We start from the raw sequence: 13,886 nt of genomic DNA, 5'->3' as shown, positions 1-13,886 counted from the left end.
TTTAATAGCGATAAAGGTCATAGTAGATTCCTGATGTAGGTTGAACAGGAGTGCATTATTTCCTAATCCGAACGGGTTTTAATTACCGAATCGTTAGCAATATCTCATCAAGCTATTTGCTGGAAATAAAAATATAAATCCTTATATATCAGTGTTTTGATATTTATTTTATCGGTACTTTATCTGTTTGACTGACCTAAAGGTGGATGCATTGAGCTTATGTGGGAGTCCTTGTTCCTCTTAGATAGTGATTTTATTAAATGGCTATCCGCCGTTGATAAATTTTCAGTGCAGTTCCGGCATGATTGAACCCAGAAATCGAGAGGAGATCATCATGCTGGAAAATGTGGCGAGGTTTTTTGCGGTGCTTAAGGAGTACGATATTCTGCTCGCACTGACATTTATCATTATCTATTGGATCATGGTTCGTTTTACGGACAAAGCGATTACGACGCTGGCGGTTGCTAAGAAAGTTGGCCTAAGTCGTACCCTGTTTATTAAGCGTTGCTTCAGCCTGATCTACTTCGGTTTCCTATTCGCTGTTTATCTAATTGCTAGTGGGATTGGCTATGGAAGTTTTTCAATTTTTCTTTCGTCTGTTTTTACTGTTCTTGGTGTTGGCTTTATTGCTCAGTGGTCTATCTTGAGCAACATTACAGCCAGCTTTCTGATTTTCTTTGTTTTTCCATATCGGATTGGCGATGCGATTAAAGTTGCCGACGGGGAAGATATTGAGGGGACCATTCTCGATATACGTATGTTTCATACCCTGATTAAACACCCTGAAGGCAACGTGATTACTTACCCTAACTCCCTCTTGCTGCAAAAGAGCGTCACTAAATGTTTCGATTGTGCGAATGAATCGTCGTAAGTCCACGCTATCAACTGGGATGGTCTACCTTTAACAGACCGGGCGGCGCACAAAAGGAGAACGGGCTATGCAAACAAATCCGGTAGGTTGGTTTGAGATTTATGTTGATGACATGGATCGAGCGAAGGCGTTTTATCAAACGGTTTTTGATGTCACGCTGGAGGAGATGAACGATGATGCCAAAATGGGTGTGGAGATGTGGCTATTCCCGGCTGTGATGGAACAGTATGGCGCGGCAGGCGCATTGGCGAAGATGGAAGGTGTTTCAGCAGGCGGCAACAGCACGATGGTGTATTTCTCGTGCCAAGATTGCAGCGTTGAAGAGGCTAGAGTCGCTGGCGCTGGTGGAAAAGTTGAACACTCTAAATTCTCTATTGGTCCTCATGGCTTTATCGCCGTGGTGTCGGACACAGAAGGGAATATGATTGGCCTTCACTCAATGGCTTGATTGTCATTTGCTTCCCTCCGTTTTGCAGTGAGGGAAGCAAGCCACCTTACTCCCAAGAATAAGTCGTTTTCTTGTTAGGCTTACGCTTCTTCTCAACCTCTGTTGCACAGAGGTAATCTTCACGGAAATCAGGGTTGTCTTTCATCTCCAATGGGACAAATAGTCGGATCTTCGTACCTGCGACGACGACGGTTCGATTTCCCATCACGGCGATATCACCACGATGCAATCTGATGCCTTTCATGGTTTTCACCGATGCGCTAGATGAGGAAAGCACCACCGGATAGCCAAACAAGGTCAGTTCTTGATTGGTCAGAGTGACGGTCTCTTTGAATGTCACCTCAAAATACTGTTCTTCAGAACGGATAATACTTTCCAGTTCACGCACTTTATCTTCAACCGATGCGGAAAATACCCACTGGCCGAGAATCGTTTCCCATTTGCCGCCGAGTCGCAGACATTTCTTGTAAAGAAATTGATTCTTACGGCCACTGCTGAGCGTGCAAATGTCGATACTGCTTTGCTCTTCAAGGGGCAGTGTGAGCTTAAAAATGGCTTCGTTGGAGTAGTATTTGTATTTGTTGGAGACTTCTTCAACATGCAGCTCAACTTCACCGAGCGGCAAGTCACGACTGTAATCGTCAATGATGATTTTACAATGCGAACGCCCAGTGGAAGCGAGAAAGAAATCTCGCTCTTTCTTCAGAATATTAAAGGTTCTCATTGTCGCCGTTTGTTTCTCGTAGAATCTGTTCCATCAAAGCTTGTTGCTCACGATCGATCGTGTCTTGTTTAACTGGTTTCGCAGGTTCTGTCACCTCTTCCCATGTCGCTTCCGACGCGTTTTCTGCCGACGTGCTTTCACCCGCCCCACGAAGTTTATCAATACGAGACAGAATGCTTCCGACTTTTCCGCTCGGCTTTATACCTTGTGTCATTCGACGTTCAATTTCACGATCAGTTTCTGTCGGCTCCACTTTGAGCACGTTCTGTTCGACATCTTTTTCTCTTTGGTCGAGTGTCTGATCGAGGTTGTTCTGCACTTCTTGATACGCGTTGATGTATAGCACTTTGAATTCTTCGGCGAGATTCTTCTCAGACAGTGATTTCAGGTAGCTGTTCTTACGGTTGAAGATGTACTTTTCAACGCGAGTTTGCGGATCTTTCTTAATTAAAATGCGATGGCGAGCTTCAAGAATTTCGTTGTTGAGCGGTAGGTCCTTCAGCATAGAGAGCAGGGCCAATGCGGGTGGCCACTCTTTACCTGCCACCAAACGCTCACGTAGATGATGAACAATACGCTCAACATCATCGATGGAAAGCTCAGAGGCAAACGCCGCAAATTCATCATCCGGCTCTGAGCCGTACATGTGAGTGAACTGGGTGGAGAAGTTCTCCTGCATCTTGCCAAAGAAACCCATGATGTGCTTGCGTTGCTCTACAGAGTAGGGACGAAGCACATCCTTCAAATCCTGATTGAATTCGCTGCTAACTTGCATTTGGTTCGAAGTAGTCGCAGGTGCAGCAGGTGTTTGAGTTTGCTGAACAACGGGGATGCTAGGTTTGGTGACCTGTTGAGTTGTTTGAGCGGGATTATCCTGACTTTTTTGCTTCCAAGAAGAGGCGATCTCGTTGATATCTTTCATCTTTTACCTAATCGTCAAAATCAAAGTTGAAGTTCGCCATCTTTTTCTTGAAGGCTTGGTTGGGTGACATTTTGGTCGCTGCAGGTTTTTTATTACTAAAGCCTTTACCTTGTCCGTAACTCTTTTCCGTGTGCAGGTGTGCGTGAAGGCGACTGTTAAGGTCGTCCTGACTCATCAGTGGCTGACCAATGGCCTGCACTTTTTCCACAAAGCTTGCCCAGACGTTGGTCTGATTGGCGAAACCAGTGCGGAACATAATGACTTCTGCCCACGACTCGATCACATTAGGTGACAGTTCAGCAAGGTTGATCATTTTGCCATTGGAAGCCGATGGATTGAGTGGCTTCACCTGCGTTTTATGGAATTGTGGCACTTTGGCAATCGGCTCTGAGGTGGCATACACAGGAATAGAGTGCTGGTTGCCAACGTTGATTTTGCACTTGATGTTCCCCTGCTTACGGGTATACGTCTTACTTAGTGAAATAATGGCTTGTTCAACCGCCAGTTTGCCAAGGACATGGTCAATCGTGGATTCAGAACCGTTGGTCATTTCCTGCAACTCCGCCATGGTGGTAATTACTGCACCGCTGCGATCGGACAATTCTGCCAGAGCGAGCAAGATGAGCTTTTCTTCCATAGTGACACAAGCATGAGACCAAACTCGTTCAATAAATTTTGAAGACATGTTCTGAATCCAGAAATAACAGACTAATAAGGAAATTATACGATTTGACAGGGCGAACACCAACAATTGATCTCAGTGTTCGCCTTGATTTCGTTAAACCAGCGTGAGATTGGCGGCAGTTTGTTCACCCATCTCGAACAGTTTGTCGAAAATACGTTCGCCATCGGCTCTAAGACCGTTGTGCTCGTATTCGTTTGTTATCCACGCTTTAGCATTGGGCATCATTGCCAGAGTTTCGCGGCTGATGTCCATCTCAACAAACATGTCATCGGCATAAACCGCGCAGCTGACTGGTACTTTGTTGTTTGAAAGCTGCTCAGCACTGTATAACGGCGCCCAGTCTTGCTTTTCTGCCAGTAGGTCTGCGGCTTGTTTGAGCGGTTTTAACGTTACATATTGGTCAAACATCCAAGGGAATACCATTTCGCCAGTAAAGTAAAACGGCTGCCCCGACTGATAATTAAACGCCTGATGATCGTGACGAACACGGTGCGCACTCCACTCTGAAGCAAAACCCTGACAGTAGATAGACTCATGCAAAATGGCATAAATCGGATTGGTCTGGAAGTTTTGTTCCATCAGCATACTATTGAGGAATTCATAACGAAGCTGAGGCTTACTGTTCACTGTAATGAACGCGTTTTCAAGCAAGTAGTAAGTGGGTAGGAAGGTATCACTTACGCCAAAGTTAATCCCAATTTGCTGGAATTGTTCAACGGTAAAACGCTGGCCATTGGGCAGAAACTCTTCATTTTGCAAAAGATGATCAGCAATCTGCTGACATAGCTGCTGAGCTTTCGGGAACTGGCTGAAAAACGCTTGGTTCTTTTCCATCGTGCGTTTAAACGTCGCACGATAGACATCGTTTGGGTGGCGGGAAACAGAAGGCACGCCGCCTGTGATGTAGCTTCTCGACAAGCTGTCTGGGAACATAGACAGATAAGTTAACGAGCAGAAACCACCAAAGCTCTGGCCTAGGATAGCCCATTTATCGACACCGAACTGTTCACGGATGAATTCCGCATCTCGCACTATGTTGTCAGCGCGAAAATGACTCAGATACTCTGCCTGCTGTTGTGGCTGTAAATGGGCCAATGTTTGGTGATTAACAACCGAGCTGTTACCAGTGCCCCGTTGATCAAGCAACAACACGCGGTAGTTTTGCAGCGCGCGTTTTATCCACCCGTTATTGCCGTTTTGGCGTGGTGACGGAAACCCTGGCCCACCCTGAAAATAAACCAGCCACGGTTTAGACGAATTCTTGCCTTCAACGAGAGACACTTCACGCGCAAAGATATCAATATGTCCTTGTGCTGGGTTTGAGTAATCCAGTGGCACTGAGAATGTGTGGGGGATGTAATGCAGTCCTGCGTCAATAAATGCTTGAGCGTTCATTATTATTTCCTTTTCTGAAGTCGGGCTACTTTACTCTGGTTGAAGCGGATAACCAATCCTATCAGGTCAATTCTGAGCAAAGGATAGCGCGCCTAATTGGACGTTGTCTGCAGGGCCGCCACTTTATGCTGGATGACCTCTTTGACCCAATCCGATAGCCAAAGAATTCTCGGGTGGTGGCTATCGCGGGTGAGTGTGACCATTTCGATATCAAAATCAGGAATATTGATAGGTGGTGGGCAAAGAGTGAGGTTGTCGTCGATCAGTTCAACCCTTCCCACCATTTCTGCCATGACAGCAAGCAAGCGACGGCCAGTGAGCATTCTTCGAATCGTGAGAAAACGGGTGCTACCCAACACTACATTCCGTTTGACCCCCATATTCGATAATGTGGCGTCAACCTTAGTAGTCAGCTCCTGACTGGCCGTTATGATCATTTGCGGCGTGGCTAGGTAGGTCTCAAGGGAGAGTGGGAGCTCGGAACCCAGCACTCTGTTATCAAAGATGCACAAATGTTTCTCTCGGTATAGAAAGGTCGAGGTGACTTTTGGAGGGAGATCTGAAAACACGCCAATACACAGGTCTACTTCTTGTTTCTCTAATGCCTCAACACAGTTGCTGGCATCAACAGGTTTGAACAGCACCTTGGCGTTTGGCGCTAACTGTTGCAACTTATCAAACAGTTCTGGGCCATACACTTGTTCCGCATAATCGCTCAGGCCAATTTTGAAAGTGCCGTCGAAACTGTCAGCTTCAAACGCGGCTTTAGGCATGATGTCCTGACTGAATATAGATAGGATCTGACGAACTTTAGGTTCAATTTCCATCGCTCTAGTCGTTGGAGTCATGCTGCTGCCGCCTCGTTCAAACAAGGGGTCGTCTAGTAACTCCCTTAGCCTTTTGAGGTTGTAGCTTGTCGCAGGTTGACCGAGGTGAAGATGTTTTGCCGCTGCCGAAACACTGCGGTGCTTGTATAGGGCGTCGAAGGTTAGAAGCAGGTTAAGATCTACGCGTCGCCAGTTGATGTTGTCGCTCATTTCATTCAAAGCAGTGATTAACCATGGATATCAATGTAGTCGATGTGGATGATAAAATCATTCGATTTCACTGATTTTGTTTCACTTCCTATACTCGAAGTAATTTCGTTAATGGGAAGAATTCTATGCCAACCCCAGCCATCAACTCACAGATAGAAGTTTTAAAATCTCTGCCAGTCAATCAATTCAAAACGAACAGTGCGCAGATTGAGGTTAATGATGTATTCGTATGTCGTGAAGGGATCTCCCATGACGGACACAGCTATGCGCAACAAGCGGTCGGTCGAGGTGCTGTTGCGGTGATTGCGAATCGTCCGTTAGATATTGATATTCCGGTAATAATGACCGATAGCTACTATCAGAGTTTAGCGTTAGTGAAGGCTTACTATGGTCACCCCCACCAGAAAATCAAGCACATAGGCGTCACTGGAACCAATGGTAAAACCACCGTGTCTCACTGTCTTAACCAGATCCTGAACCAGACAACGACGAGTGCTTACATCGGAACGCTGGGTGCGAAGTTGGCGGGTAGCGATTACCCGCTTGAGAACACAACCCCCGATGGTGTGACGTTACTGAACCTCTTCCATCAGATGGCGCAGCGCGAAACGGAATTCAATCTTATGGAGCTGAGTAGCCACGCTCTAGCACAGGACAGAGCCGGATTTGTGTCATTGCAGATTGGTATCATCACCAATATTGGCCGCGACCATCTCGATTACCACAAGACTAAAGATGCTTATGTCCAAGCCAAATTGCAGTTGATTGATCGTATAGCGCCCAATGGCACGGCGGTGATCAACCTTGATGACCCACATGCAGCCGCGGCGATTGAGCGAGCGAGTGGGCGAGTGAACGTGGTGACTTTCGGTATTGAGAATGCTCAGGCGCATGTTTTCGCCACCAATGTACGCACTACTCGTTTTGGCTCATGTTTTGAACTCCGAATTGACGGCGAGTGTTTTGATGTCAACTCTCAAATGCCTTTTACGTTCAATGTCGAAAATGCTTTGGCGATTGCAGCGAGTTTACTTTCACTCGGTTGGCAACCTAGTCGGATAGCGGCCGCATTGCAAACCATAGTAGCGCCCGATGGCCGTGCTCAGTTCTTGTCGCTTAACAATGGAGCGACCGGATTGGTGGACTATGCCCACAATGCTGATGGGCTCAGTAAGCTGCTGGAAGACGTTCGACCTTATACCAAGGGGCGTTTAATCGTAGTGACCGGAGTAACGGGAGATCGGATTCAGGACGCGAGTGGCATTGGCGTTCTGTGCTCGCAACTGGCAGATACGGCAGTTTTTACCTCAGATAACCCCATGGGTGTCGATCAGGAAGACATATTTCGAGCACTCACATCGCAAGTGTCCAAAGTTCCTCATTTTGAAATCAGTGACAGAGCGGAAGCGATTGAATTTGCAAAGCAATTGAGCGTGGCCGGTGATTTGATCGTGGTGTGTGGAAAAGGCAGTGAAACTCACCAGTACATTTCAAATGGCAAGGGAGACAGACAACAATATATCGGCGATCTCGCTGCGTTGAGTAGTGAGGTGGCACAATGATCAAATGGACTCAACTTTGTGCCTTGCTCTGTACTCTGGTCACGGCCTCCGCGGGGGCAGTTATTACACCTGATGCACCACAGATTAATGCTAAAGGCTACGTCGTAATGGATTATCACTCCGGTCAGGTGATTGCATCACAAAACCCAGATACGCCTTTGGCTCCTGCGAGTTTAACCAAACTTATGACGGCGTACGTCGTTGGACAAGAGATAAACTCTGGTCGCCTTAACTGGGATGACAAAGCGACAATCAGCCGTAATGCCTGGTCGGTGAATTTTCCGGAGTCATCCAAAATGTTCATCAAACCGGGTGACGAAATCAGCATTCGTAACCTGATGTTGGGCGTGATTGTGCAATCGGGAAATGACGCTTCGGTTGCGCTAGCTGAGCACGTAGCAGGCAGTGAAAGTGCTTTTGTTAGCTTGATGAATGGTTGGACGCAGACGCTTGGCATGGAAAACACACAGTTTATCAATGCGCATGGCTTAGATGGCGACAATATTCAAACCACACCAAAGGATATGGCGAACCTGATGCGCGCGATCATCAAGGACGTGCCTGAGGTCTATAAGCTATATCAGGAGAAGAAATTTACTTGGAATGGTATCGAACAGTACAACCGAAATAAGCTGTTATGGGATCGCTCACTGAATGTCGATGGTGGTAAAACAGGTTATACCGAGAACGCGGGGTACAGCCTTGTCTCGTCTGCGACAGAGGGGCGGATGCGTTTAATTTCTGTGGTGATGGGTACACCAAGTCAGCAGGCGAGAACCAGCGCTTCACGCAACTTACTTGGTTACGGCTTTCGCTTTTTTGATACCGTCCAAGTGGCGAAAAAAGACGAAGTCATTATGCAAAGCCGAGTGTGGAAGGGCGCTGAGGAAAACGTTCCTGTAACGGTGGCAGAAACTGTGTACTTGACCTTTCCACGTGCCATGAAAGACTCACTCAAGCAGGAGGTGGTCGTCGAATCCCAGTTACAGGCACCGATTGCCGCGGGAGACTCTCTGGGGCAGGTCATCTGGAGTCTCAACGGTGAGCAAGTGTTTACTGCTCCCGCCGTAAGTCAGGTCGGGGTGGACCAAGGCTCATTTACCAGTCGGCTGATGGATACCTTCCAACTCTGGCTACGTGCTTTGGTGTCAGGCATTAAAGCGTTTTGGGAGGGAGAGTAATGACCGTTGCTTTGAAGCCTTCTACCTTGTGGCAGAACGTGAATTATGTTCGCTTACTGTCTGCGCAGGTGATATCCCTGATTGGCACAGGAGTGAGCTCGGTATGCTTAGCTTTACTCGCTTATGATTTAGCGGAAGAAAATGCAGGAGCAGTACTGAGCATTGCTTTCGCCCTCAAGATGCTGGCCTATATTGGCTTAGCACCAGTATTTGGTGTTTTGGCTCACAAGCTGCCCAAGCGCCAGACGCTGGTCGCGCTGGATATCATCCGTGCGCTGATGTTTGCTTGTCTCCCTTTCGTCACTGAAGTGTGGGAAGTGTACGTGTTGATGTTTGTCATCAATGCATGTTCAGCAGGGTTCACACCTATGTTTCAGTCCACCTTGCCACAAGTTTTACCGGATAAAGATGATTATGCTCGAGCACTCTCATACAGTCGCTTAGCTTATGATTTAGAACAGATCTTTAGCCCGATGCTCACAGCATTGTTGCTGAGTGTGATCAGTTTTCGTCAGCTGTTTATGCTTGATTCGATGACTTTCTTATTGTCTGGCGTACTGATCATTCTATGTACCTTACCCAAAAGGAAAGAACTGAATGTTCAGCCCAAAAAACTCTCTTTTCGCTCAGTGTTAAGTGGAATTTCAGCGTACTTAGAGCAGCCTAGTTTGCGTGCACTTTGGTATGCCTATTTGGCAGCTGCGTCCGCTAGTGCCATGGTTTTGGTGAATACTGTGGTCTATGTACACGACATTTTGCATGGCAGTGAAACCCAAACAGCGATGGCCATGCTGGTGGTTGGATTAGGGTCCATGCTGGTGGCGATTTTTCTTCCTCGACTCCTGAAACATCATCAACCACAGCGCTACCATCTACGCGGTTTAGTCTTTATTGCTCTGGCGTTTTTGGCCGGAACCTGGACACCAGGCTGGATTGGTTTTGGCTTGATGTGCTTTGCGTTGGGTATCGGAATGTCATGCATTCAAACGACATCTGGGCTCATTATCAATGCCGCAGCCGAAGGTAAAGAGAGTGGTGAATATTTTGCCGCGCATTTTTCGTTGACTCATTTTTGGTGGTTGGTGACATATTTGAGTGCAGGCCTGTCAGCGAAATGGCTGGGCCTAGCGGGCGCTTATTGGGTGATGCTTGGTCTATGTCTTGTCAGCGTTGCGTTATATCTGGTTCAGACGAGAAAGAATGCTTGGGGGCAATAGAGTGTTGGTGTAAATTGTCCGAAAAACAATCAGGTACCACCATAATGCAAAACTATTTTGACTCGCCTTTTGCGGGTAAACCGATTGCTGGACAAATTACTAACCCTAACATTGTCGTTGGCAGGCACAGCTACTATTCAGGCTACTACCATCAGCACAGTTTCGATGACTGTGCGCGATATCTTTCTGCTGAGCGTGACGATGTCGATAAACTGATCATTGGCAGCTTTTGCTCTATCGGTTCCGGCGCAGTGTTTATGATGGCTGGTAATCAAGGGCATCGTACCGACTGGGCAAGTACTTTTCCTTTCTTTTATCAGGACGATTCAAATTTTGCTCAAGCAAAAGATGGCTTTCGTCCGGTAGGTGACACTGTCATCGGCAATGACGTGTGGATAGGCTCTGAGGCCATGATCATGGCAGGAGTCAAAATTGGTGACGGCGCGGTGATTGCCAGCCGAGCTGTGGTAACAAAAGATGTGGCACCTTATGAGATTGTTGGCTCTAATCCAGCTAAGCACATCAAGTTTCGTTTTAGCCAAGAAGAAATCACGCAGCTGTTGGAAATGCAGTGGTGGCACTGGCATGACGAAGAGCTAGAAGGGGCGATGGAATGGTTGTGTTCCAAAGATATCGCTGCGCTTCATCGCTATTGGCAGAACTACATTGCTGCTTCGTGACAGTCAAAATACAAACTTAAGTGGCCTCTCAGTCAAATAGGCTTTGCAGAGATAGCCGCTTTAGAGGCATTCAAAAATTTTGAATGAGTAGCTCGAATTCTTGTGCTCAAGTTTCAATTTGAGGGCGATAGACTGTATTCATCGCTCTTGAGGAGAAAGAAAATGAGCCAGCTTCGCGAAATCCGTCAAATCATTCCAGCCCATGCCACGTTCGATGGCGATGGTGTCAAAATTAGCCGCGTGGCGGGGTTTAACAACGCAAGTTTCTCGCCATTTCTAATGATGGATGAGCTGAAATCCGATCAGCGTTCCGACTATATAGGCGGTTTTCCTCCTCATCCGCATCGCGGCATTGAAACGCTGACCTATATGCTCAAAGGTCATTTTCAACATAAAGATCATATGGGAAATGTGGGTGAGTTACGTTCTGGTGGCGCTCAATGGATGGCAGCAGGCCGTGGTGTGATTCATAGTGAAATGCCTATCATGCAGGATGGCGAGTTGCATGGATTCCAAATTTGGATAAATCAGCCAGCGCGCGACAAGATGAAACCCGCTCAGTTTCATGACTTTCAGCCTGAAACCATCACAGAATATCAAGATGAGAGCCTTGGCGTATTGCGCGTTCTAGCAGGTGAGGTATCCGTTGAAGGCAACGTACAACAAGGGCCGCTGAGCAAAACCGGAGTGCCGTTATCAGTTTCAGACTGGCGTTCTGAAACAGCGCAGAAGATTAAGTTACTTACGCCGCAGAAATTTAACATGATGCTTTATGTTTATCAGGGCGAAATTAGTGTTAAAGAACGCAGGGTGCAACAAGGTGAGATGGCGCTTTTGTCTTCTGGAGAAGTCACTGAGTTGAATGCAAACAGTACAAGCGGTGTGCTGATTTTCCAAGGTGAACCCATTGATGAGCCCGTTGTGCACTATGGCCCGTTCGTGATGAACAGCATGCAAGAAATTGAACAGGCGATCAGCGACTACAACAACGGTGAGTTTGAAAAATATTGATATTAAACCGTATGAATAGATAGTTGCACTATTTCGTCTAAACTTTACGTATTAGCTCCTGAGCTTGGGGGCTATAAAACGCAAAAAGCGAATAATCCACTGCCATTCACTTTTTGTTTTGCCACGTGTCTAAGATACGTGGCTTTTTCTTTATTTACTTCTTTTGATTTTTTAGAAAACCCCTTAGACCTACTTAAAGGTTAATCATTGTTAACTATTAATGATTACTCCGTTTTGTCTCTATGCTCAGAAGTTCAACTTTGAACAGAATTAAAGTATGTCTATCCTCTTCTCGTTTACGGCATTACGTCGAGCGTCTCTTTTCCTTATCACCACTTTAAGCTCGATAACGTGGCCATCTGCTTGGGCGGCGTGCACTGCGGACAATCGGATTGGAGATGCGAATTGGCAGTTTGATATCAGCCAGTATGACCAACGATTTCCACTGAGCATCGAATGGGCAAAGGCTGGAGTCAGAGGGGGAATTCCGTGTTTTGATCCTGAACGAGTGGTTGTGAAGATAACGCCTAAGGATGATATTCAAACGGCAATTGATAAAGTGGCGCGTGCTGGCGGAGGAACAGTAATACTGGAAGAGGGTGTTTATCGGCTGGCTAAAACGATGGAGATGCGCTCAAACGTAGTATTGCGCGGCAGCAGCAAAACAGAGACACATGTTCTGGTAACCATGCGTAATACTTGGCAAGGCTATGGTACAGATAGATTTGCTTTTCAATTCTCGGATGTCTCTGGGGCTGGTTTGGAGAACATGACGATTCAGCTTGCGGTTGACGGATTTGAGCCTCTAGATAGAAACAATTTCGATGAGCCACATGTTGAAACTGCGTGGCCATTTACCAATGACGTCAAAGTGGCTCGAACCGGAGACAAAAACCAACCTGTATCAGATCCAAACCTCTATGTCGGCTTGGTTAAGTTTTCTGAAAAGAGTCATGATTCTTGGGTACAAGATACCCGCATGTTGGAAGCAGGAACGAACCCCATCTTTGCAGCTAGCGACACCTCACACCTGACATTTCGCGGTAATGATATCTACCGCTGCTACAACAAGGGAATCAACGGTAACTGCTATTACGATATACGCGGTCAGTACATTTTAGTGACGAACGAAAGGGTGCGAAAAATTCGCCATGTTACTCTGCATCAGCAAGCCAAATACAATGTGGTTTATGACAATCACCTTGAAGTGGATGTCAACTTTCACAATGGCGATGGTGGGAAAAATTTAGTTGAAAACAACCTGATTCAGTTACCGTGGAGCCATCATTGGCCTTTGATTGCGACAGGGGAGTCGGGCAAGCATCAAGCTCCGGGAGCTGACAATCTGATTTACCGTAACAACGTGGCACATCTAAGAGAAGGAAAGAATAATATTCCCAATTCCGAAAAAGTTTATACGTTAGCGGGTTTTGATGAGGTTATCGCGTTACCGAGTCACTTACAGCAACCCAAAGCTGGCACTTTATATCCGATGAAGCACTTTGACTGACGTCAGACGGCCTGCCAGCAACAGCTGGCAGGCTTGGGAGCGTTACAATACCGCTGATTTGACCATGCCAGCTTCCGCGTGTCCTGGGATGTTGCAGGCAAATTCAACGTTGTTGTCTCCATGGAAATGCCACAGTAACTGCTTGGCTTTGCCCGGAGCAACCGTCACTGTACTGCCAGAATCATGAGCGTGGTTGCCCATTTTCTTCATCATCTCACGGTGCTTGAGTTGCTCTTGTGCTGAGCCAATGGAAAACTCATGGTCGATTTTCCCTTTGTTCATAACCACAAACTGGACCACGTCATTCGGTTCGATATCCACCTCTTTTTTGAATGTAATGCTCATATCATCGTCTAGGATCACGTGGACCACTTTGTCCGGTTTAGCTCCTTTGGCTGGCATACCGACATCGGACATCTCGTCCATGTTCATTTGTGAGTGGTCCACTCCCTTCATATCGCCCATCATTTTCGAATGGTCCATACCTTCCATATTCATTTTGGAATGATCCATGGATGAGTGATCCATTTGAGCGAGAATTTGAGTGCTAGCCAGAGTCAGTGCAAGTGCCAGAATTGTTTTTTTCATCATTGTTTCCTTAAGTAGTAGGGTGCCCCGAAGCACTGAGCTACGGGGACATGGT

14 protein-coding genes are annotated in these 13,886 nt (G+C 46.7%); 8 read left to right on the top strand and 6 right to left on the bottom strand.

Annotated features, from left to right (window positions below; all coding sequences use genetic code 11):
* The first annotated feature begins 334 nt into the window (after positions 1–334).
* Both F0265_RS23670 and F0265_RS23665 read left to right on the top strand, forming a co-directional pair.
* Positions 335–871 (top strand): mechanosensitive ion channel family protein, encoded by a 537-nt coding sequence (locus F0265_RS23670; RefSeq protein ID WP_171750550.1) that lies wholly within the window; start codon positions 335–337, stop codon positions 869–871.
* Positions 872–938: 67 nt separating this feature from the next.
* Positions 939–1,319: a VOC family protein gene (locus F0265_RS23665; RefSeq protein ID WP_019275406.1), complete on the top strand. Its 381-nt coding sequence runs from the start codon at positions 939–941 to the stop codon at positions 1,317–1,319.
* A 46-nt stretch (positions 1,320–1,365) separates the two neighbouring features.
* Here F0265_RS23665 and F0265_RS23660 read toward each other — a convergent pair whose 3' ends face one another.
* The 5 genes from F0265_RS23660 to F0265_RS23640 all read right to left on the bottom strand — a co-directional run bounded on the left by F0265_RS23660 (position 1,366) and on the right by F0265_RS23640 (position 6,082).
* Complete coding sequence (locus tag F0265_RS23660; protein WP_006960338.1) at positions 1,366–2,043, bottom strand: hypothetical protein; 678 nt, start codon at positions 2,041–2,043, stop codon at positions 1,366–1,368.
* Positions 2,030–2,965, bottom strand: coding sequence for a hypothetical protein (locus F0265_RS23655; protein ID WP_171750549.1), 936 nt, complete (start codon positions 2,963–2,965; stop codon positions 2,030–2,032). Before F0265_RS23655 ends, F0265_RS23660 begins: the two co-directional genes overlap by 14 nt.
* A gap of 7 nt (positions 2,966–2,972) precedes the next feature.
* Positions 2,973–3,650, bottom strand: a complete 678-nt coding sequence (locus F0265_RS23650) for a hypothetical protein (protein ID WP_006960342.1) — start codon at positions 3,648–3,650, stop codon at positions 2,973–2,975.
* A gap of 93 nt (positions 3,651–3,743) precedes the next feature.
* Positions 3,744–5,045 carry an alpha/beta fold hydrolase gene (locus tag F0265_RS23645; RefSeq protein ID WP_171750548.1) on the bottom strand — a complete coding sequence of 434 codons (1,302 nt, stop codon included), beginning with the start codon at positions 5,043–5,045 and terminating at the stop codon, positions 3,744–3,746.
* Between the two features lie 92 nt (positions 5,046–5,137).
* A complete protein-coding gene (locus F0265_RS23640) occupies positions 5,138–6,082 on the bottom strand; it encodes a LysR substrate-binding domain-containing protein (protein WP_171750547.1) in 945 nt (314 codons plus the stop codon).
* A gap of 125 nt (positions 6,083–6,207) precedes the next feature.
* Between F0265_RS23640 and F0265_RS23635 the strand changes: the two genes are divergently transcribed.
* The 6 genes from F0265_RS23635 (at position 6,208) to F0265_RS23610 (ending at position 13,243) form a co-directional block, all read left to right on the top strand.
* On the top strand, positions 6,208–7,644 hold the full coding sequence (locus F0265_RS23635; protein ID WP_171750546.1) for a UDP-N-acetylmuramoyl-L-alanyl-D-glutamate--2,6-diaminopimelate ligase: 1,437 nt from the start codon (positions 6,208–6,210) through the stop codon (positions 7,642–7,644).
* Complete coding sequence (locus F0265_RS23630; protein ID WP_171750545.1) at positions 7,641–8,825, top strand: D-alanyl-D-alanine carboxypeptidase family protein; 1,185 nt, start codon at positions 7,641–7,643, stop codon at positions 8,823–8,825. The genes F0265_RS23635 and F0265_RS23630 overlap by 4 nt, the downstream gene beginning before the upstream one ends.
* Positions 8,825–10,042 (top strand): MFS transporter, encoded by a 1,218-nt coding sequence (locus tag F0265_RS23625; RefSeq protein WP_065742206.1) that lies wholly within the window; start codon positions 8,825–8,827, stop codon positions 10,040–10,042. The genes F0265_RS23630 and F0265_RS23625 overlap by 1 nt, the downstream gene beginning before the upstream one ends.
* A gap of 44 nt (positions 10,043–10,086) precedes the next feature.
* Entirely contained in the window at positions 10,087–10,722 is a 636-nt protein-coding gene (catB, locus tag F0265_RS23620; RefSeq protein WP_171750544.1) for a type B chloramphenicol O-acetyltransferase, read from the top strand.
* Between the two features lie 162 nt (positions 10,723–10,884).
* Entirely contained in the window at positions 10,885–11,733 is an 849-nt protein-coding gene (locus F0265_RS23615) for a pirin family protein (RefSeq protein ID WP_171750543.1), read from the top strand.
* A 277-nt stretch (positions 11,734–12,010) separates the two neighbouring features.
* Positions 12,011–13,243 carry a hypothetical protein gene (locus F0265_RS23610; protein WP_171750542.1) on the top strand — a complete coding sequence of 411 codons (1,233 nt, stop codon included), beginning with the start codon at positions 12,011–12,013 and terminating at the stop codon, positions 13,241–13,243.
* A 42-nt stretch (positions 13,244–13,285) separates the two neighbouring features.
* Here the strand turns inward: F0265_RS23610 and F0265_RS23605 are convergent, their stop codons facing one another.
* Positions 13,286–13,831 carry a cupredoxin family protein gene (locus F0265_RS23605; protein WP_171750592.1) on the bottom strand — a complete coding sequence of 182 codons (546 nt, stop codon included), beginning with the start codon at positions 13,829–13,831 and terminating at the stop codon, positions 13,286–13,288.
* Between the last annotated feature and the right edge of the window lie 55 nt (positions 13,832–13,886).

The sequence above is a fragment of the Vibrio sp. RE88 genome (genome assembly GCF_013113835.1).
Classification (GTDB): Bacteria; Pseudomonadota; Gammaproteobacteria; order Enterobacterales; family Vibrionaceae; genus Vibrio.
The sequence above is the reverse complement of the archived record's forward strand: the minus strand, read 5'-3'. Positions and strand labels throughout refer to the sequence as shown.